Here is a 21737-nt window from a genome sequence, read left to right on the forward strand (position 1 = left end):
CAACAGACTTATTCCTTAATAGCCGATTTGCGGGCGTTGGTCTAAAATCAATACAGTCCTCTGCTGACTTGCTTTCAGCAAGATTTAAGCATACTTATCCTGCAACCTTATAATAATCCTTGTGCCAGACACTGCCCAGAACCGCCCAGAGCTGGATCTGAAGACCATATTTCCATTCGAGCTAGATAACTTTCAGAGAGAGGCGATCGCCGCCCTCGATGCAGGTAAATCCGTTGTCGTGTGCGCTCCCACAGGCTCTGGGAAAACGTTAATCGGGGAATACGCCATCCATCAAGCACTCGACCGAGGGCGGCGCGTCTTCTACACCACTCCCCTCAAAGCTTTGTCTAACCAAAAGCTGCGCGACTTCCGCAGTCAATTTGGAGACGACAACGTAGGTTTGCTAACGGGCGACATCTCCGTCAATCGAGATGCACCGATTTTGGTGATGACTACCGAAATATTTCGGAATATGCTCTACGGTACGCCGATCGGAGAAGTCGGTACTTCCCTCACCGGAGTCGAAACCGTGGTACTCGACGAGTGTCACTACATGAACGATCGCCAGCGTGGTACCGTCTGGGAAGAATCGATCATCTACTGTTCGAGCGAAATTCAACTGCTCGCCCTCTCAGCAACCGTTGCCAATAGCGACCAACTCACAGACTGGATTAACAAAGTCCACGGGCCCACAGAGCTCGTCTACTCAGACTTTCGGCCAGTACCGCTGCAATTCCACTTCGCCAACCAAAAAGGGATATTTCCCCTACTAGACGAGACCGGCAAAAGAGCGAATGTCCGGTTAGTCCCCAAAAAGAAGGGGCAAAAAGTAGAAAGAGGCAGCATTCCCACTCCGAGTTTGACCGATGTTTTGGCCCGGTTGGACGATCGAGATATGCTACCAGCAATTTACTTCATCTTCAGCCGTCGCGGGTGCGACCAAGCAGTAGCAGAAGTCGGCAATTTCTCCCTAGTTAACGAAGCCGAAACAGCCGAACTCAAACGCATCATTGACGATTTTTTACAGCGAAACCCAGAAGCAGAACGCTTCGGTCAAAAAGAAGCACTTTTAAAAGGCATCGCCGCCCACCACGCAGGCATTTTGCCCGCTTGGAAAGGTTTAGTAGAAGAACTCTTTGGCAGAGGTTTGATCAAAGTCGTATTTGCCACCGAAACCCTAGCAGCCGGGATTAATATGCCCGCCCGCACCACAGTCATTTCCACCCTGTCCAAGCGCACCGACAAGGGACACCGACTGCTAAACGCTTCAGAATTCCTGCAAATGGCCGGTCGGGCGGGTCGGCGGGGGATGGACAAGCTGGGGCACGTGGTCGCAGTTCAGACGCGCTTTGAAGGCGCAAAAGAAGCTTCTTATTTGGCAACAGCCAAAGCCGACCCCCTCGCCAGTCAGTTTACGCCCAGCTACGGCATGGTGCTGAATTTGCTGCAAACCCACACTCTCGACGAAGCTCAAGAGTTGGTAGAACGGAGTTTCGGTCAATACCTATCTACCTTGTACTTGCAGCCGCAGCAATCCGAATTAGACCGATTGCAAACAGAATTGGCGGTACTCGAAGAGTCCCTGGCAGCCGGAGGAAATGTCTCCACCCTGGAAAAACACCTCGCCCATTACGAAAAATTGCAGGCAAGACTCAAAGAAGACAAACGTTTGCTGAAAATTCTCTTGCAGCAAGCTGAAGAAGCCAGATTCAAGGAGATGTCCGTAGCTGTGGCTTTTGCAGTGCTAGGCACGGTTCTGAGCCTCAAAGGCAAGCACGTTCCGACAGCCAAACGATCGCACACAACTCCTGTACCCGCCGTACTGGTTGCCAAAATCCCAGGTTCTGGCCAAGCACCAAATTTGGTGTGCTTGGGCAAAGATAACCGCTGGTATATCGTCGCCATTAGCGATGTCGCTACCCTGCACGCCGAATTACCCCGCTTGAGCGTTGCAGATACCTTGAACCCGCCGTCGGAAATGCCCCTGAGACTAGGCCAGTGCCGCTTGGGAACTGAAGAAACTGCTTCAATTGCTGCATCGATCCCACAATTGCCCGCACCGGAACCGAGCCCAGAGGCGATCGAGCAACAACAGAAAATCGCTGCCGTAGAAGCTAAGCTAGAAATTCACCCGGTTCTAGAATGGGGCAATCCCGGTACTTTGCTCAAACGCCAGCGCCGCCGGGAAGAATTGAAAAAAGAAGTCCGCAAAAGCGAACAAGACTTAGAAAAGCAACGAGCTCGCTACTGGGAGCAATTTCTCAACTTAATCGACATCTTGCTGAATTTCGGCTGCTTGGAAAAAGTAGTTTCGGCAACGGGAAACCGAGATGACTCCTCCGACAGGTTAGTGCCCACAGTCTTGGGCCAAGCTTGCGCCGCCATTCGTGGCGATAACGAACTGTGGCTGGGTTTGTCCCTAATGTCTGCCGAGTTTGACGAACTCGACCCCCACCACCTCGCTGCAGCTTGTGCGGCCTTAGTTACAGAAGTTTCTCGGCCCGACAGTTGGACTCACTACTCGCTATCGCCGGAAGTTTTGGCACCTTTGGACAATCTACAAAAAGGCCTACGCCGCCGATTGTTTCAAGTGCAGTACCGCCACGAAGCTGCGATCCCGATTTGGCTGGAACGGGATTTAGTGACTTTGGTCGAACAGTGGGCTCTGGGCGTTGAATGGCTGGAACTGATTAGCCATACGAGTTTGGATGAAGGGGATGTGGTGCGGATTTTGCGCCGGACTTTGGATTTCTTGTCTCAGATTCCTCATGTTCCTCATGTTTCGGATGCTTTGCGGAGGAATGCTTGTCGGGCGATGCAGTTAATCGATAGATTTCCGGTGAATGAAGCTGCTACTTAGAAAAGTGTTGACAGTTGACTGTTGGCTGTTGACGGTTGACTGTTGGCTGTTGGCATCTAAATTGTATTTTTGGTTTTTCAACCCAAATGCACCCAGGTTTTAATCTAAAATCGTTTCCGGTGGCATCGGTATTGTTTAAATGCAAAAATGTCCAAACAGTCAACTGTCAACTGTCATGAGGAATAGATCCAAAATCTAAAATCCAAAATCTAAAATCTAAAATCTAAAATCTAAAATCGATCGATCGCACTTTTTCCTGATTCAGGTTGCAGGGCAGGATAGAAAATTGTATGGTGCGGATCGATCGATCTTAATTGTTATTGAAATTTTCCGAAACGGTGCGCTGGGTAATTCTCCTATTTTATGATGCAACAAATCAAAAAGCCCGCTCAAATGCCTGATGCCTGCTCCCAGGTTCAAAAAATTCGCTTTTTCACTTTCTTGCAAAAAGTCTTAATTGGAACTCTAGCGAGTACATTACTCAATCTCTTCATCCTATTTCCCTCTCCGAGTTTCGCAGAAGTAGTTCTGGGCGTTGTTCGCAGTTCCGAGAATTCTCCCGACTGGGTAAAGATTACCACGCGCCTCTGGGAAAGCGGCATTGCTTACAAACCAATCAATCTCGAAGCAATCAAAAGTACGGCGGATTTAACAGGCGTTAACGTGCTGTTTTTGCCCAACATTGAAACTTTGACTCCGGCACAAATTAAAGTTTTAGAAGCTTGGGCCTCCCAGGGTGGCCGCTTGATTGCTTCGGGCCCCGTCGGCCGCAGTTCCCCGGCCTTGGTGCGCCAATCTTTGCGATCGCTCCTTGGGGCCTATTGGGCTTTTCCGTTAACCCAGCCAGCGACGCCACAACCACGCAGCCGCTGTCGGGATCTCGCCTGCACCGCTTCTAGCAATTGGATACCCGCTGTCCAACAAAATGCCTCAGTCCAAGGCGGTGTCTTGATTCCGGCTGATGCGAACAGTCAAACTATTGCTACCTGGAAAGATAGTTCCGGTTCCTCAGCAGCCATCGCCACGGATCGCGCTACCTATCTCGGCTGGCGCTGGGGTAGCGACGGTTCGGCAAATGTAGATAAGGCTTGGCTGCAAGCCTCGATCGCCCGCTGGGGAGGCACAATCGCTTCTGGGCCTGTAGCGCCGCCCACTGCGGCCGCGACCCCACTGCCAACTCCCCCCTCCAGAGTCACTAGAAACAGCCCTAGTTTGCCGCGTACTACCCCGCTGAGCCGACTTTCTCCCTCTGGCTCGCTTTCCGATCCAGTACCTGCAACTTTTACAGACCCTTCGGATCAGTCGGCGCCGGCGGGTTTGGACGTGCAGCCAAATTCCAATAAGCCGATCATCAGCATTGAAGCGTACTTGATGCGCCAAGAACTCACTAACCTCCTCGGCAGGTTTGAAAGCGCCCTGACAGCATCTAATTCAGCCAATACCGCCATCAATCTCAATGCTGCTACCTCCCCTCAACTGGTGGCGGCAGAACAGGGCGGAGGTGGCCCGGCAGCCGGTCGCCCCCCTGTTCTGCAAGCGATCAGGGTGCGGGCGATCGCCCAAGCGCGGCAGGTTTTGCAAACTTTCGACCAACTCCTGCAACAGCAAAACTACGCGGAGGCTAGAAAGCAGTGGGTGGAAGCGCGGCAGTTGCTGTGGGAAAATTACCCGAAGGAAGGACAGCGGGTTGGGGCGGAAATTCGGGCGGTTTGGCTCGATCGCGGGACGATCGTCGCAGCGCGATCTGAGCAGGGTTTGGCCTCCGTGTTCGATCGGCTCGCAGCCGCCGGTATCAATACCGTTTTCTTTGAAACTTTGAATGCCGGATATACCATTTATCCCAGTCAAGTTGCACCGCAACAAAATCCCCTGACTGTTGGCTGGGACCCGCTGGCATCTGCGGTTAAATTAGCTCACGAGCGAGGCATGGAACTGCACGCTTGGGTTTGGGTTTTTGCCACAGGAAATAAGCGCCACAATACTTTAATTGGCCAGCCTAGCTCTTATCCAGGCCCGGTACTTTCCGCCCATCCACAGTGGGCAAATATTGACAATAAAGGACGCACGCAAAATCCTAACGATGGTAAATTTTATCTCGACCCTGCGAACCCGGAAGCGCGGAATTATTTGCTACAAATAGTCAACGAAATTGCCAATAACTACAAAGTAGATGGGGTGCAATTAGACTATATTCGCTATCCTTTTCAAGATGACAATGCGAATTTTACTTACGGTTACGGTATTGCTGCGAGGCAGCAATTTAGGCAGTTGACTGGTGCAGATCCCGTAAATATTTCCCCCAGAAACGGCAGTTTGTGGCGGCAGTGGGTTGAGTTTAAAACTAATCAAATTAATAGTTTTGTAGCTGAAGTTTCTCAGCTTTTGCGGCAGAATTATCCGCGCACAATTCTGTCGGTGGCAGTGTTTCCGCACCCGGAAAGTCAGCGGATTTACAAAATTCAGCAAAATTGGGAAGTTTGGGCTCGTCAAGGTATTGTAGATTTGATTGTGCCGATGACTTATGCTTTGGATACGAACCGACTTCAGCGCATCACCGAACCGCTGGTAAATGAACAAATTCTGGGTTCGGCTTTGATTTCTCCGTCGGTTAAGTTGTTGACTCTCCCGGAAGTTGTGGCGATCGACCAAATCCAAGCTTTACGCGATTTGCCAACAGGGGGCTATGCTATTTTTGCGGTGGAAAGTATCAGCAGCGGGATGCAGGGGTTTTTTAACCGCACTCAAGGCACCCCAGTGCGTTCCACTTCTGCTGCGGAGCCGATTCCTTACCGACAGCCGTTTGCGGCGGCGGCTTCGCGGTATACTGCTCTCAAGCAGGAATGGAGTTTTTTATTGGCTAACAATCAGTTGCGGGTGTCCGAATCTGAACTGAAAGTTTTGCAAAGTCGAGCGGATGAATTGGCGCAAGCTTTGAGCAAGTTGGCGGCAAATCCTTCTACCGAAAGTTTAGCAACTACTAAAAGATTGTTAAGGAGTTTTCAATCTCAATTTCAATCTTCGATGCGCTTGCATTCTGCGGAAAATAGCTATCAGGTGCAAACTTGGCAAAATCGTTTGGAGAGTTTGGATATGCTTTTACGCTACGGCGAAAGGATGGAGTTGAATCGCAGATAAATACAGATTTTTGGGGTGTGTGCTTGTTAGCTACTGTTTGTTCAAATGAGATGTTGCACCATTCTCAATAACCCTTCCCTGGGCGGGCAGGATGCCCACCCCACAAGAAAATGTACTTGTTGTGGAACAGGCCGGAAAGCCTGTTCCACAATAAAATTCATCTCTTGTGGAACAGGCCGGAAAGCCTGTTCCTAAATAAGTAATTGAGAATGGTGCAATAGATCAGATGATTTCGACTTAGGTCGATCGCGCCCAATGATCTGTATCAGTAGTTACGAAAAAACTCTGAGTAGAAATACGCTATTTTGATATAAATTGATCGACGGTACTGTCGTCAGTAAACTACAGCATAAGGATAAAAGGAAGGGCAAAGGGAACATAATTTACACTCAAAACTCCCAACAATTACCAATGCCCAATTCCCAATGCCCAATTCCTCTGAGGATGAATATGTTTCCTAAACCCCTCAATAGTTTAGCTACAAAAATTATCGGCCAAGTTCCATTACAAACGGTGCTCGTGGTTCCTTTTTTAGTGCAAATTGTCGGCACGGTAGGACTTGTAGGTTGGCTATCTTTCCAAAACGGTCAGCGGGCAGTCAACGATGTTGCCGCTCAGTTGCGGGGAGAAATTAGCGATCGCATCAAAGACCGCATGGAACATTATATGTCAATTCCCCACATTGTCAATCACCTGAACGTTCAAGGCATAAAACTGGGGCAGTTGAACCTAGAAGACAAGCAAAAACTAGAACATCATTTCCTAGAACAAATTCAATATTTTGATTCGATCAGCATCATTTACACAGGCAAAGAAAATGGAGAACACTCTGGAGCAATCCGCACTAAAGATGGGATTTTGATATCTGCTGCTGACAGCTCTACTGGCAATAAATTAGGTCGATATACTGCGGACTCTCAGGGAAACCGTGTTCAATTAGTCCAAATTTCACCCAATATTTACGACCCGCGAACTCGTCCTTGGTACCTAGCTGCCACTGCCGCAAAAAAACCTATTTGGACTCCAATTTATACAGATTTTTTGACGAGGGAACTGGCAATTACTGCTGCTTTGCCTATCTATGACGATGCTGGCAAATTGTTAGGAGTAGCTGGCAGCGATTTGCTCTTTTCCAGAATCAAAGAATTTCTGGTTAGCCTAAAAATAGGAAAATCAGGACAAACTTTTGTCATGGAGCGATCGGGGATGTTAATTGCCACTTCAACGGCGAGTCCAGAATTCGTGGTGGAAGGTAAAGAAACAAGGCGCATTAAAGCTTCAGAAAGCGAGAATCGGGTAATTAGCCAAACTGCACAATATTTAGATAAATCCTACGATAGCTTAGCTAAAATCAATAATTCTCAACAACTTACTTTTGATGTTGATGGCAAGCGAAATTTTATTCAGGTAGCTCCTTTTAAAGACGATCGAGGGTTGGATTGGCTGATTGTAGTAGTTGTGCCAGAATCGGACTTTATGGAACAAATTAACGCCAATACGCGCACGACTTTTTTGCTGTCGGTTGCAGCTTTGATTGGGGCGACAATTCTGGGGATTCTTACTGCTAAATGGGTGGTGCGGCCGATTTTAAGATTGAATGCGGCGGCGAAAGCTTTGGCGCGGAATGAATGGGATACAAAGCTCACTCTGAATCGCGAAGATGAACTCGGAGAACTTGCCACTGCTTTTAACAGCATGGCCGAGCAATTGCAGCATTCATTTACTTCTCTGTCGGAAAGCGAAAACCGAGTAAAACAATTTTTTAATGCAGTACCGCTAGGGATTTTTATTGCAGAGCCAAACGGTCAAGCTCACTACATTAATCCTATAGGAGAGCAGCTTTTAGGTCAAGGAATTGTGGCAACAAATTCCGAAAATTTGCGCCAATCCTACGGAGCTTATTTAGCTGGAACTCAGGAAATTTATCCGGCGGAACGCGACCCAATGTTAAATGCTTTACAGGGCAAAAGTGTCACTGTTGATGACATTGAAATCTCCTCGGCTGACAAAACTGTTCCCATGCAAATTTCGGGAACTCCTATTTATGACGCCCAAGGAAATATTATCTATGGAATGTGTGCTTTTCAAGATATTACAGAACGCAAACTAGCGGAGAAAGTATTAAGGGAATACAACGACAATTTAGCACTGCAAGTTGCAGAACGTACCGCCGATCTTGCCAAGGCAAAAGAAAAGTTTTCTAAAGCTTTTCGTTTAAGCCCTAATGCGATTACCCTGACTAGAATCAGCGATGGTCGCCACATAGAAGCCAATGAGAGCTTTTGTCGGATGATGGGGTACAGTCACGAAGAAATCATTGGCAAAACAGCGGTAGAACTCAATTTTTGGGCGAGTTTAGCAGAGCGCGATCGCATGATTCAAATGTTAAAAAACAAGACGGCTCTTCACAATTATGAGCTGAGGTTTCGCAATAAAAATGGTACAGAAAGAACGGCACTGCTGTCGATAGAAACCATCGATATTGACGGAGAAGCTTGTTTTTTGTCGATTTCTAGCGATATTACCGAGCGCCAAAAAGCAGAAACTGCCCTTCGGGAAGCAGAAGAAAAGTACCGCAACATTTATGAAAATGCTTTGAATGGAATTTTTCAAACTGCTATTGATGGGAAATACATCAGCGCTAACCCCGCTTTAGCTAACATCTACGGTTACGACTCGCCGACAGAATTAATAGCAGCACAGCCGAATTTCCATAACCAGCTTTACGTGAAACCGAACCGCCGCGACGAATTTGCAGCGCTGATGAACGAGTACGGGATATTATCAAATTTTGAATCGGAAATTTACCGCAAAGATGGCAGCATAATCTGGATTTCGGAAAATTGTCGCGCTGCCTGCGATGAAGCAGGCAATCTACTTTACTACGAAGGTTTTATTAAAGACATTACTGATAACAAACAAGCGGAAATCAAACTGCAGCAGGCGAAAGAAGCGGCCGAAGCAGCAAACAAAGCGAAGAGTACGTTTCTCGCCAATATGAGCCACGAATTGCGATCGCCCCTGAACGCGGTCATCGGCTTTGCTCAAGTCATGCTTCGCAGTAAAACGTTGTCTCAAGAAAATCAAGAAGATGTTGGAATTATCCTGCGGAGTGGTGAACATTTACTGGCTTTAATTAACCAAGTTTTAGACTTGTCAAAAATCGAAGCCGGACGCACGACTATTAATGAAAAAAACTTCGATTTCTACCAACTAATCGACGATTTAGAAGATATGTTTGCTCTCAAAGCTGAGCAAAAAGGTTTGCAGTTAATCTTCGACAGAGACGCCGAAGTTCCCCATTACATTTGTACTGATGAAGTTAAATTGCGACAAGTCTTAATTAATTTGCTCAATAATGCAATTAAATTTACTTCAGAAGGGGGAGTGTCGATGCAAGTCAAAGGAGGAAGACGGAATATACATAAAAACAGCACTGACCAATTACCCGGCCGCTACTGGCTGCATTTTGAAGTTCAAGATACTGGTGCAGGCATTGCTGCTGAGGAAATCCATCAGTTGTTTGAAGCATTCGTGCAGACGAAAACAGGTAAAGATTCTCAGGAAGGAACGGGTTTAGGTTTAGCTATTAGCCGCCAATTCGTGCAATTAATGGGAGGTGAAATTACTGTTAGCAGCGAGATCGGAAAGGGTGCAGTATTTCAGTTTGATATCCAAGTTCATCTGGTTGAAGCTGCTGATATTGAAAGCAAAAAAACTCAACGTCGAGTTGTTGCCCTCGAACCGAATCAGCCGAGTTATCGCTTGCTAATTGTGGACGATAAACCTTTGAACCGCCAACTGTTAGTAAAACTTCTGAGTCCACTCGGATTTGAGTTGAGAGAAGCGAATAACGGTAAAGAAGCGGTTGATATTTTTATGGAGTGGGAACCGCATCTGATTTGGATGGACATGAGAATGCCTGTCATGGACGGCTACGAGGCTACCAAACAGATTAAAACTACAACTGGCGGGCAAGCAACGGCGATTGTAGCCCTAACTGCTAGCGTTTTGGAGGAAGAACGGGCGGTGATTCTTTCGGCGGGTTGCGATGATTTTATGCGGAAACCATTCCGAGAGGAGGACATTTTTGTGGCAATGGGAAAACATTTAGGAGTACGCTATATTTATGAAGATCCAACCGCAGTAAGTGCCACAGGTGTAGAGGAGTCAAGTCAAGAGGTGCTGACACCGGAGGCTTTCGCCTCTCTTTCTCCAGACTGGATGGCCCAATTCAAGCAAAATATTTTGAGTGTGGACATGGAGGCGATCGCAACTTCGATCGCACAAATCGGCACTGTCAATCCCTCTCTTGCGGGCAAGCTTCAAGATTGCATTAATAATTTTGAATATGACAGAATTTTGAACATAATCGAACTCAGCGAGAAACAGTAAATACCCGATGAATTCAACTTCACCTAAAACCAATCGAGCTAATATTTTAGTAGTGGACGATACGCCAGAAAACCTGCGGTTGCTGGCAGGAATTTTGAGCGAAAAAGGCTATCAAGTTCGCCCCGTACCCAATGGCAAGCTAGCATTGTCTGCATCTCAAAAAATACCCCCGGATCTAGTGCTGCTGGATATTATGATGCCGGAAATGGACGGCTATCAAGTTTGTCAGCAACTCAAAGATTCTGAAATTACCAAAAACATTCCTGTTATTTTTATTAGTGCGATCAATGACGTGCTGGATAAAGTTAAAGCTTTTGCAGTGGGCGGAGTTGACTTTATTACTAAACCGTTTCAGGTTGAAGAAGTTTTAGCCCGGATAGAAACTCATTTAAAAATTTGTTCACTGCAACAAACTTTGCAAGAAAAAAATCAAGATTTAGCAGCGGCGCTGCAGGAACTGCAAGCCACCCAAGAGCATTTGATTCAATCGGAAAAAATGGCAGCCCTGGGACAACTGATTGCCGGCATTGCTCACGAAATCAATACCCCCCTGGGAATTATAGGTTCATCTATTAATAATATAGCTAATTTTTCTGACGAGTTTTTAGAAAAATTTCCTGAAATTTATCAACAACTTTCTGAGGAAAGCAAAGCTTATTTTTTAGCTTTACTGTACAGAACAACCCATCAAGAAGTTTTATTCACAAGCAGAGAAAAACGTAAATTTAAACAGCAGTTGGCGGCGGATTTGATGGCAGAAGCTGTGGAAAACTCCGAGGAAATTGCGGATACTTTAGTTGACATGGAAATCTACGAAAATATAGAAGAGTTCTTGCCACTTTTTAAATCGCCGGATTGGGAAGTAGTTTTAAATAGTGCTTACCAGTTTGCGAGCTTTAAAAAAAGTATTAGTCTGATACAAAGAGCGACAGCGAAGTCGGGAAAAGTAGTATTTGCCTTAAAAACCTACGCTCATTTTGATAGCAAACCAGAAAAAGTCCAGGCGAACTTGCATGATGGCATTGAAACCGTATTAACCCTTTATCAAAATCAGCTAAAACACGGTATAGAAGTAGTTAAAAACTATGGAGATTTACCCCAAATTATGTGCTATCCCGATGACTTAAATCAAGTTTGGACTAATCTCGTTCATAATGCCCTGCAAGCAATGGATTATAAAGGTATTTTGACAATTGAAACTCGGCAGCAAGAGGCAAATATTTTCCTCAAGTTTACTGATAACGGCAAAGGTATTCCCTCAGAAGTTATTACCAAAATTTTTCAGCCGTTTTTTACGACTAAATCTGCGGGCGAAGGTAGCGGTTTGGGATTGGATATTGTGAGAAAAATTGTGGAAAAACACGAAGGCACAATCGCTGTAGATTCTGTACCGGGGCAGACAACTTTTACAGTCTCGCTGCCAATTTATTAAACAAAACTTACCTGTAGGGGGCAGATTCCCTCTGACCGAAAGCATCCAGGATGCCAGCCCCCGGATTCATTCCTTCGCAGACTCAGGACCCAGAAATAAAAAACCTGTATCCGATGAAACTTGCCCCCCGAATTTATCCGTGAGGTCAATGCTTCAATTCTAAAATCTAAAATCTAAAATCTAAAATCGATTGACACTCGTTACTGTCTCGCTGACAAATACAAGATTTATTACAAGAAACCGGGTTAATCTTCGGAAGTCCTATTAAAATAAGATAGGGGACAGATATCCTGCATCCTTCCCCGAAATCAATAATGTAAAAGCAATGTAAAAGCAAGTCATGTCGGTAAACCTACTAAAATTTAAGCAGAGAGGAAAAGATGAATAAGCCTATAATTCTTTGCGTTGATGATGAACCCGATATTTTGAATACTCTCAAGATTCAGCTAAAGAAGGAATTTAAAAATGATTACTTTTATGAATTAGCTGAAAGTGGTGATGAAGCTTTAGATTTACTGGAGGACTTTCAAGAAAAAGCTCAGGTGATTGTGGTTGTTTCTGATTGGCTGATGCCGGGAATTAAAGGTGACGAACTTTTAATTAAAGTTCACCAAAAATATCCTAAAATCATTAAAGTGATGTTGACTGGACAAGCGGATGCAGCGGCTGTTCAGCGGGCAGTAGAAGAAGCAGATTTATACTGTTGTTTGTACAAACCCTGGCAAAGCAAAGACTTAATAGAGACGATAAAATCTGGGCTGGCTAAATTATGAAAAAACCTGTGATTGTTTGTATTGATGATGAACCTGATGTTTTGAACAGTTTAAAGATTGAACTGAAAAAGGCGATCGGCGATCGGTGTATAATTGAAACCGCTGAAGGGGGGGCTGATGCTTTAGAGTTGCTGGCTGATTTGCAGGCAGATGAATACGAGATTGCTTTGGTGCTTTCCGATTATATCATGCCGGATATTAAAGGGGATGAACTGCTCAGAAGAATTCACGAAAGCTCGCCGGACACGCTGACTATTATGCTAACTGGGCAAGCAGATTTGGAAGCCCTGAGTAATGCTATCAAGTATGCTAAATTGTACCGTTATCTTCCTAAACCTTGGCAAAACGAAGACTTAAAATTAACGGTAGTAGAAGCAGTTCACAGTTACTTGCAAGACCAAAAATTAACAGATGAAATTCATAAGCGGCAAGAAGTAAACGAGGAGTTAAAGCTAGCAAATGAGGCGCTGTCTGCGAGTGAAAGCCGCCTGAGTCAATTTTTAGAAGCTTTACCAGTGGGGGTATCTGTTTATCATCCCGATGGCTCGATCGCCTATTTCAACCAGACAGCGCGGGATTTGCTGGGTGCAGACACTATCCCGGAAAGCACTGCGGAACAATTAGCTGCCACTTATCAACTTTATGTTGCCAATACTGATGAGCGATACCCGCCGGATAATCTGCCAATTTTGCGCGCACTAAAAGGAGAATCTGTCAAGGTTGACGATGTAGAAATTCGTCAAGGTGGCACAAGAATTGCGATCGAGATCAATACCACGCCGATTTTTGACGCTAGCGGAAATATTGTTTATGCGATCGCAGCTTTTCAAGATATTAGCGATCGCAAACAAGCCGAAAAAATACTAGCAGATTACCACCACACCTTAGAAGCGCAAATTGACGAACGCACAGAACAACTGCAACAAGCCGTCTTAGCTGCTGAAGCGGCAAACAAAGCTAAAAGAACGTTTCTGGCCAATATGAGCCACGAGTTACGCACCCCTCTCAATTCTATACTCGGCTTTGCACAAATCATGGAACCCAGCCCGGATCTGACTGTCGAAAACCGAGAAAATATGAGAATTATTCGCCGTAGTGGCGAACATTTGCTGACCTTGATCAATGAAGTCTTAGACTTGTCAAAAATCGAAGCGGGGCGGATGACGCTAAACCCGAAAAACTTCGATCTCTACCGCTTGCTTGACGATTTGCAAGATATGTTTCAACTGCGGGCACAAACTCAAGAATTGCAGTTGCGTTTCGATCGCGATTCTGACGTTCCTCAGTACGTGCGAACCGATGATATTAAACTGCGGCAAGTGCTGATTAATCTTCTGAGTAATGCGATTAAGTTTACCCAAACAGGCGAAATCATCTTAAGAGTTATAAAGTTAGAGAAATCGGGATTTATGGATTTATTGGATAGTCCTACAGCTTGCTTTGATACCACAAGAAGCATTCGGGAATTTGCGATTAATAGCACTAACTTAGCCAGAGTAGAATTGAGGGATGAGGCTGAGGATTCAACTGTGCCTATTTTTTTCCTTCTCTTTGAAATTGAAGATACAGGAGTTGGCATTGCTACTGAAGAATTGGGAAATATTTTTAAGGCTTTTGTGCAAACAGCTTCCGGTAAAAAAATTCAGAAAGGCACGGGTTTAGGATTGAAAATCAGCCGTCAATTTGTCCGCCTGATGGGAGGAGAAATTGTCGTAGAAAGTCAACTGGAAGTAGGCACTACTTTTAAATTTGAAATTCCCGTCAGTGCAGTTAATGTTGGTGAGATTCCCGATCCGGAACTTAACCGCGAAGTTAGTGGGTTGGAACCCAATCAACCGTGCTACCGGATTTTAATTGTGGACGATCGCGAAGACAACCGCCAACTTTTAGTCAAAATGCTTTCTCCTTTGGGTTTCGCGGTGGAACAAGCCACCAACGGTCAGGAAGCAATAGAAATGTGGGAAAAGTGGCATCCGCATTTAATTTTGATGGATGTGCGAATGCCAGTGATGGACGGCTACGAAGCTACTAAACAAATTAAGGCTAGAATCAAGCAGAGAGAGCAAGAGGGGGAAATGAATATTTCCCATCCCGACTCCCCGATTCCGAAGATTATTGCTTTGACAGCTAGTACAATTGAAGGAAGGCAAGCGTTTGCTTTACTGGTCGGCTGCGACGATTTTATTAGCAAACCTTTCCGCAAAACAGATATATTTGATACCCTGACCAAACATTTGGGGGTTAAGTATCTCTACTCTAACTCAAGGGATTTTATCTCAATAGGCGATCGCAATAATTTATCTGGCTCCCTCCCTAATGCTGCGCTTGCTTATTTACCTACACTTCCCGCAGAATGGATAGACAACATAAAGCAGGTAATCCGCAGTGCTGATTTTGACTTAATTGTCAGGACAATCGACGAAATAAGGGAGCCTCATCCTGAATTGGCGGAAATCCTCCAGGGTCATCTCGATAATTTTGATTACCAGAAAATTCTCAATTTAATTGCCGAGGCGGAGGAATCAGATAATGCAGATGAAGGCGGAACAAACTGAAAACTATCAAGCAGATATTTTAGTAGTTGACGATACGCCAGATAATCTGCGTTTGTTGATTAGAATTTTGCAAAAAAATGGCTATAAGGTTCGACCGGTTACTAATGGTTTTTCGGCGTTAGATGCAATTCAATCTAGCCCCCCCGATTTGATTTTGCTTGATATTATGATGCCTGATATTGACGGCTACGAACTATGTAAAAAATTAAAAGCACAATCGCAATTTAGGGAAATTCCCATCATTTTTCTCAGCGCGCTAGAAGAAGGAATAAATAAAGCAAAAGCTTTTGAAGTTGGCGGAGCCGATTATATCACCAAACCTTTTCAGGTGAAAGAAGTATTGGCTCGAGTGAGCAATCAACTTACTGTGCGTTCATTGCAAATGCAATTGCAAGAAAAAAATCAAAAATTGACCGCTCAAAATATCCAGTTGCACCAGGAAATCGCTGAACGCCACCAGGTGGAAATGGAAACAAGGTTGCTGCTGCAGGCCACTCAAGCTATTAGCAAATCTGAGGATTTTGAGTCGGCTATAGATGTGATTTTAGGTTTAATTTGCCAAACTATTGAATGGAATCTGGGCGAAGCTTGGATTCCTTGCAGTGAGGGCTTTTTAAAATGCGCTACAGGCAGGTACGTCAGCGACTCCAGTTTTGCCGAATTCCGACAAACAAGTTGGCAGTTGATTTTTGCTCCCGGTGTGGGACTGCCAGGTAGGATTTGGCAGTCGCAGCAGTCTGAATGGATCGATGATGTGTCTACTGCACCTGAACAAGTTTTTTTACGCGGGGAAATTGCGGTTAGTGTGGGATTGAAAGCGGCTTTTGGGGTGCCCATTTTGGCGGACAACCAAGTGTTAGCTATTTTGATTTTCTATCGGGAAAAAGTTCTGAAATGTCAGCCGCGCTTGTTGGAATTAGTGAGCGCGGTTGCTACGCAGCTAGGCTCGCTGATTCAGCGGAAACAAGCTGAAGCAGCGCTGAAAGTGCAGCAAGAACAAACCGAGAAATTGCTTCTCAATATTTTACCGAAACCTATTGCAGATCGCTTACAAAAAGAGCAAAAGTTGATAGCGGATCATTTTGATGATGTGAGCGTCTTGTTTGCTGATTTGGTGGGTTTTACAGAGTTTTCTGCTCACAAAAGTCCGACGCAGTTGGTAGAAATTTTGAACGGGATTTTCTCGGAGTTCGATAGGTTGTCTGAATTGCACGGGTTGGAAAAGATTAAGACGATTGGGGATGCTTACATGGTGGTTGGGGGTTTGCCGACGCCGCGGGAGGATCACTCTGAGGCGATCGCACTTTTAGCTTTGGAGATGCAGGCAGCTTTGAGGAGGTTTAATGCCAAAATGGGAGAAAATTTTCAATTGCGACTCGGAATTCACAGCGGTTCGGTGGTGGCTGGAATTATTGGGATTAGTAAATTTAGCTATGATTTGTGGGGAGATACTGTTAATGTAGCTTCGCGGATGGAGTCGAACGGATTGCCGGGTAAAATTCAAGTGACGGCTGCGACTTACGAGCGTTTGAAAGAGCAGTTTGTTTTGGAAGAACGGGGTCATATCCCGGTTAAAGGTAAAGGAAGAATGCTGACTTACTGGTTAATTGAAGAACAAAAAAAATCTTTTTAAATTTTAGAGGTCAATTTCAATTAATATGAAAAGTAGACCAAATCTGGGTTTGCCATACCCTTTATGATTCGGCGGTTGAAACCGCTACTATACAAACGAAGTCTGCCTAAGCGCTGACGCGCAGGCTTCGCCCACGCAGACTAAGAAATAAAGGGGGTATTTAAGCCGGATTTGGTATTATATCCAACTTGCACTTTCTGGAGGGCTAATCCTTTGCAAACAGTTGAAACAAAATCGCCGACAGCGTTGAAAAGAGTCCTAGTTATTTTAATATCACTGCTAGCAGTAGCGGTACTGTCGATCGCTACTTTTATCGCTATACCCGGAGAAAAAACAATGTTTGCTGGAACCAGACCTGCCAATATCGGGATTCAGTCAGGAAAACTCGCAGCGTGCCCGAGTTCCCCCAACTGCGTCAGCAGCTTCAGTCAAGATGCCGAACACAAAATTGAGCCTTTGGCATACACTTTGTCCCAGAGTGAAGCGATGGTAAAGCTAAAAGGGGTAATCGAGTCCTATGGAAAAACTAAAATTATCACGGCAACTGATAATTACCTCTATGCGGAGTTTACCAGTGCTTTGATGGGGTTTGTTGATGACGTGGAATTTTTGGTAGATGATGCAGCAAAAGTCATCCATGTGCGATCGGCTTCCCGTCTGGGACAGTCGGATATGGGAGTTAACCGCAGTCGGATAGAAGCTATCAGAACTCAATTCAATCAACTCTGAACTGAAAATTTCTAACTTTCCCGAAGCCCCTCTCCTGCAAGATGAGGGACTTTAATTTTGGTCTATTACTATACTAGGTAATGTTGATTTGTCACCACATAGTTAACAATTATTAACAGTAGGCACGCCACAAAGGAGTCTCCGGCAGGGGGAGTAGGACACAGCAATGCCCTGTTCCTACGGATGGCTTTGACTTTTAATACTTGTTATAAGATTGACGATTGTATAGTTTTACAATCTTTAAAATAGCTGAGCGCGCTAGCACAGAAGCAGAGATGCCGTAGTATTCCTATAGTATTAAACAACCTAAATTATACACTTCTGACTTTAGGGAGAGGGAAGTTAGCGAATTAATTTCTACTATTAATTTAAGTAGAGCAAAGAGGAAAAAACACATGGCACTTCAAAGATTAGCAGAATTTTATCCTAACTATCAGGAAGAGATTTTTGCGGGAGACGACATCAAGGGATTTGATGTTTATGCTGGCGACTCTGATGAAAAAGTAGGCACGGTTTATGACGCTTTGGTTGATGACACTGGTCGTTTCCGCTATCTGGTAATTGATACCGGTATTTGGATTTTTGGCAAAAAAGTATTGTTGCCAATCGGCTCGGCCCGCTTCGACTACGGAGCCCGTCGCGTCCACGCCACAGGCCTTCGCAACAAAGCTCAAGCAGAACAATTGCCGGCTTACAATGAATTAGAAGCAGTAGATTACGATCGCGAAGAACAGGTAAGAGGCGTCTACCGCAATCAAGAAACTGCCGCTGCAAGCACTGCAACTCCTGCTAGCTACGATCGCAGCAGCTACAACTACGATATCGACCGCCCTCTCTACGAAACCAACGAACAGCAGCACCAAAATCTCAAGCTTTATGAAGAACGCTTGATTGCCAACAAACACCGCGCAAAAACAGGCGAAGTAGCAGTTGGCAAGCGCGTGGAAACTGAAACAGCGCGAGCTTCAGTACCCATTGAAAAAGAACGAGTTGTAATCGATCGAGTAACCCCGGTAGAAGCGGGTCGAGTAGTTTCAGTCGGTGAGGCTGACTTCCAATCAGGGGAAGTTGCACGCATGGAAGTCTACGAAGAAACTGCCGATATCCACAAGGAAGCTTTCGTGCGCGAAGAAGTCAACATCAGAAAAGAAGTTGTTCGCAGCACGGTTGAGGGCGAAGAAACCTTGCGTCGTGAAGAATTAGACGTTAAGACTGATGGAACTGCGGTTGTAGATAATACAAATCAAAAGATCTAAACCAACCGCAACAGCTATTGCATAGGAATTGCGCCTTAATGACATAATTCTGTCACCGCGCAGGTTTGATTGGATTGGTAGCGATCGCACAATTCCTATGTGAGCGGCGGGGGGGTACAAAACTTGTCTAGTTGTGGCAACGTTTATGCACTTTCCCCGCCTTTACCAATTTCCCCTTACCAATTCATAATAAAAATCCCTAAGCAGGAAAGTTTAAAAAATGAACGGTCAAGCATCAGCAGAAAAGATAGCAACTGCTAAATCAATAACCCGTCTCAACCGGGTTCCTGAAAAAGTCAGAACTAAGCTAAAAAGTTTTACCGTCAAAGACAACCAAGGTCACTTGGTCGGCAAAGTTAAAGATGTCTATTTTGATGCTAACGGTCAGTTAAATTTTGTGGTAGCCGGGTTAGGTAGCGAAAATCCCCGCACTTTTTTATTAAGTATTAAGCTGCTCAAAAAAGTCGATTATCACCAAAAAGCGCTGTTTGTAACTATTAATTCGGATCAAGTCGATATGCTGCCGGTAGTGTCGGCTAGTGGCGCGCATCCGTATTTAGAAAATGCCTCTGAAACGCATAGTGAATTTAGCAACAGTGAGTTAACCAATCCCTCAACAGATATGTCAAATCTAACAGATGCCGATCTCACAGATCCCAATTTGGAGACAGATGAGGATGAGGACAACTTCGATATTGTCGATCAAGAAGTAATTCGCCTGCTAGAAGAACGATTGGTGATCAATCGCAGCAAGCGCAAAGTCGGCGAAGTCATAGTGCGTAAAGAAATTGAAACTCGGATGGTACAAGTACCCATCCAGTGGGAAAAGCTGATTGTCGAACAAGTCGGCGACGATCCGAAGGTGTTGGCCGAAATAGATTTAGGCGAGGGAAACATCACCGGTATAGATTTGACGGAGATTAAGAGCGATCGCCAAGAACCGACAGTTAAGGCTGAATTTACCTCTGTGCAGAAAGCTAGCAAGATCTTAAATTCGATCGCCTCTCAACCCCGCCACGGTTGCGTCAAAGTCCGCCTCGAACTCGTTCTCGAAGACAAGCAACTTGAGGATACTTACCAAAAATGGATGACGGAACACCACTCAGAGAGTTAAATTTTTCGTGCTTTTCCCTGTAGATTTTAGCTATTAGCAAGAAACTTAAATCTAATAGCTGACTGGGGGGATATAGTAATCCTTGCAGGAGTCGTAAACTTTTTACCCCACCCCAACCCTCCCCTTCTCAAGGGGAGGGAGTAAGAAATTCACAAATGATGCAAGGATTGTTATAGATGCTGTGGGAAAATTTCACAGCCATCTACTAATATCGTCTTGGGTAAATTAACCGTAATTTTGGTAGGGGCGGGTTCACCCATATCTATAATATAAGCGCGATACCCGTCAACCCGCCCCGACCGGGATATTGAAATTTTTAGTGATCGGCATCTAGACAAAATTGTACCGACTTGGGGTAAAATTGTGGTGGTAAAATTTAAAAGTATTTGAAAATGCCAAGCACAATCTCCGACATTAAAGTAAAAACGATCGTAGGCGAAGACAAGCAGCTAGGAGAGTACGCTGGCCAGGTACTCTTGATAGTTAATGTAGCCTCGAAATGTGGCTATACACCTCAATACAAAGGGCTCGAAGAATTGAGCAAGAAGTACAGCGAGGCTGGACTCCGTGTTTTAGGATTTCCCTGCAACGACTTCGGAGGTCAAGAACCCGGAAGTAATCCAGAAATCGTCACTTTCTGTACTACCAAGTACGGCGTAACCTTTGAATTATTTGACAAAGTACGGGCTAAAGGTACTCAACAGCACCCGCTATACGCTAAGCTTACGAATGCAGTCGATCCCAAGGGTGAGGTTTCGTGGAATTTTGAGAAATTCTTAGTTAGCAAACAGGGTGAAGTGGTGGCCAGATTCCGCAGCAGTGTTGGCCCCGATTCGCCAGAACTAATCGCTGCTATCGATCGAGAATTGGCAAAATAAGAATTTCGGCAAATAAGCAGGGTACAGAATTTCACGGATTTAACGGATGGATGTTTAGGGAATAGGGAAGAAATTAATAGGCTTTTTTTATAATAAATTGAGAGCTAATTTTTTTCTTCTGATATTCCCCATTGTGTGCAAGCACTAAACCATGAACAAATACCGATGATTGTATTTAATTGGAGAACGGTTTAATTTAATGGAAAATACATCGGGATTAGATTTAGTTGTAGGTGTACTTGCCTTCGCAATTCTGGCAGGTGGTCTGGCAATGCTATTTGTAGGCATGGCATCGTTTCCTAAAGAAAAATAATACTAATGGATAGTATGTGCGATCGCACGACCCGAATAAAAGTGTTGGTAGTGAGGACTGAAGTCTTCCTAGAAATCGGATGGCAGCAGTCCTCACTACAAACTTAAAATGATTATTTTACAGGGCATCATCTGAATAAATCAAACTGCTTTCAATTTGAACATTCGCAATTGATGACAATCATGCAAACTACCGAAAACAACGTCAAAATTGCCCTCGCGCCGGGGAATTTGCGCCGCGTTCACCATATCGCTTTAAACGTGCGCGACATGAAAGCTTCCCGCCACTTCTACGGTACAATTCTCGGCCTGCACGAACTAACAGGTGCAGAAATTCCCGCAACTTTAACAGAAATGGTAGCCGCTGGTAAAGTCGCTAATTTCGTTACCCCAGACGGCACTGTTATTGACTTATTTTGGCAGCCAGACTTGGAACCGCCAAATTCAGACCCGGAGAAAGCTTTTACCCGCGCCAACCACTTAGCCTTCGACATCGATCCGGCTTTGTTCGATCGCGCTCTGGAAGTGCTAAAGTCTAATCAAATTGCGATCGACAGCGGCCCCGTCACTCGCGCTACAGGACGCGGCATTTACTTTTACGATCCTGATGGATTTATCATCGAAATCCGTTGTGATCCAGTTTAAACACTCGCTATCGGGTTCTC

Annotated in this window: 12 protein-coding genes; all 12 read left to right on the plus strand. The window is 45.1% G+C overall.

Annotated features, from left to right (window positions below):
* Positions 1 to 121 precede the first annotated feature (121 nt).
* The 12 genes from QUA07_RS11200 (at position 122) to QUA07_RS11255 (ending at position 21717) form a co-directional block, all read left to right on the plus strand.
* On the plus strand, positions 122 to 2860 hold the full coding sequence (locus QUA07_RS11200; RefSeq protein WP_333324987.1) for a DEAD/DEAH box helicase: 2739 nt from the start codon (positions 122 to 124) through the stop codon (positions 2858 to 2860).
* A 393-nt stretch (positions 2861 to 3253) separates the two neighbouring features.
* Complete coding sequence (locus QUA07_RS11205; RefSeq protein WP_445305882.1) at positions 3254 to 5995, plus strand: family 10 glycosylhydrolase; 2742 nt, start codon at positions 3254 to 3256, stop codon at positions 5993 to 5995.
* 450 nt (positions 5996 to 6445) lie between these two features.
* Positions 6446 to 10390 (plus strand): PAS domain S-box protein, encoded by a 3945-nt coding sequence (locus QUA07_RS11210; protein ID WP_445305883.1) that lies wholly within the window; start codon positions 6446 to 6448, stop codon positions 10388 to 10390.
* 7 nt (positions 10391 to 10397) lie between these two features.
* Positions 10398 to 11822 (plus strand): response regulator, encoded by a 1425-nt coding sequence (locus QUA07_RS11215; protein WP_333324992.1) that lies wholly within the window; start codon positions 10398 to 10400, stop codon positions 11820 to 11822.
* Positions 11823 to 12202: 380 nt separating this feature from the next.
* A complete protein-coding gene (locus QUA07_RS11220; protein ID WP_333081395.1) occupies positions 12203 to 12595 on the plus strand; it encodes a response regulator in 393 nt (130 codons plus the stop codon).
* On the plus strand, positions 12592 to 15150 hold the full coding sequence (locus QUA07_RS11225; protein ID WP_333324994.1) for a response regulator: 2559 nt from the start codon (positions 12592 to 12594) through the stop codon (positions 15148 to 15150). Before QUA07_RS11220 ends, QUA07_RS11225 begins: the two co-directional genes overlap by 4 nt.
* Entirely contained in the window at positions 15125 to 16783 is a 1659-nt protein-coding gene (locus tag QUA07_RS11230) for an adenylate/guanylate cyclase domain-containing protein (RefSeq protein WP_333324996.1), read from the plus strand. Before QUA07_RS11225 ends, QUA07_RS11230 begins: the two co-directional genes overlap by 26 nt.
* Before the next feature lie 213 nt (positions 16784 to 16996).
* Positions 16997 to 17512, plus strand: a complete 516-nt coding sequence (locus QUA07_RS11235; RefSeq protein ID WP_333324999.1) for a DUF1499 domain-containing protein — start codon at positions 16997 to 16999, stop codon at positions 17510 to 17512.
* A gap of 395 nt (positions 17513 to 17907) precedes the next feature.
* Positions 17908 to 18768: a DUF2382 domain-containing protein gene (locus QUA07_RS11240; protein WP_333325001.1), complete on the plus strand. Its 861-nt coding sequence runs from the start codon at positions 17908 to 17910 to the stop codon at positions 18766 to 18768.
* Positions 18769 to 18988: 220 nt separating this feature from the next.
* Entirely contained in the window at positions 18989 to 19882 is an 894-nt protein-coding gene (locus QUA07_RS11245; RefSeq protein ID WP_333325002.1) for a DUF2382 domain-containing protein, read from the plus strand.
* Between the two features lie 392 nt (positions 19883 to 20274).
* The gene (locus QUA07_RS11250; RefSeq protein ID WP_333325003.1) at positions 20275 to 20760 is read left to right on the plus strand and encodes a glutathione peroxidase; all 486 of its coding nucleotides are present in this window, start codon (positions 20275 to 20277) and stop codon (positions 20758 to 20760) included.
* A gap of 495 nt (positions 20761 to 21255) precedes the next feature.
* Positions 21256 to 21717, plus strand: a complete 462-nt coding sequence (locus tag QUA07_RS11255) for a VOC family protein (protein WP_333325004.1) — start codon at positions 21256 to 21258, stop codon at positions 21715 to 21717.
* The last annotated feature ends 20 nt before the right edge of the window (positions 21718 to 21737 follow it).

The organism is Microcoleus sp. T3_A4 (assembly GCF_036700465.1).
Classification (GTDB): Bacteria; Cyanobacteriota; Cyanobacteriia; order Cyanobacteriales; family Microcoleaceae; genus Microcoleus.

What these genes read in the sequence shown, in the direction of transcription:
- QUA07_RS11230 (WP_333324996.1), top strand. Translation starts at nt 15,125, where the DNA reads ATGCAGATGAAGGCGGAACAAACTGAAAACTATCAAGCAGATATTTTA.
- QUA07_RS11220 (WP_333081395.1), top strand. Translation starts at nt 12,203, where the DNA reads ATGAATAAGCCTATAATTCTTTGCGTTGATGATGAACCCGATATTTTG.
- QUA07_RS11215 (WP_333324992.1), top strand. Translation starts at nt 10,398, where the DNA reads ATGAATTCAACTTCACCTAAAACCAATCGAGCTAATATTTTAGTAGTG.
- QUA07_RS11245 (WP_333325002.1), top strand. Translation starts at nt 18,989, where the DNA reads ATGAACGGTCAAGCATCAGCAGAAAAGATAGCAACTGCTAAATCAATA.
- QUA07_RS11240 (WP_333325001.1), top strand. Translation starts at nt 17,908, where the DNA reads ATGGCACTTCAAAGATTAGCAGAATTTTATCCTAACTATCAGGAAGAG.
- QUA07_RS11250 (WP_333325003.1), top strand. Translation starts at nt 20,275, where the DNA reads ATGCCAAGCACAATCTCCGACATTAAAGTAAAAACGATCGTAGGCGAA.
- QUA07_RS11225 (WP_333324994.1), top strand. Translation starts at nt 12,592, where the DNA reads ATGAAAAAACCTGTGATTGTTTGTATTGATGATGAACCTGATGTTTTG.
- QUA07_RS11255 (WP_333325004.1), top strand. Translation starts at nt 21,256, where the DNA reads ATGCAAACTACCGAAAACAACGTCAAAATTGCCCTCGCGCCGGGGAAT.
- QUA07_RS11210 (WP_445305883.1), top strand. Translation starts at nt 6,446, where the DNA reads ATGTTTCCTAAACCCCTCAATAGTTTAGCTACAAAAATTATCGGCCAA.
- QUA07_RS11205 (WP_445305882.1), top strand. Translation starts at nt 3,254, where the DNA reads ATGCCTGATGCCTGCTCCCAGGTTCAAAAAATTCGCTTTTTCACTTTC.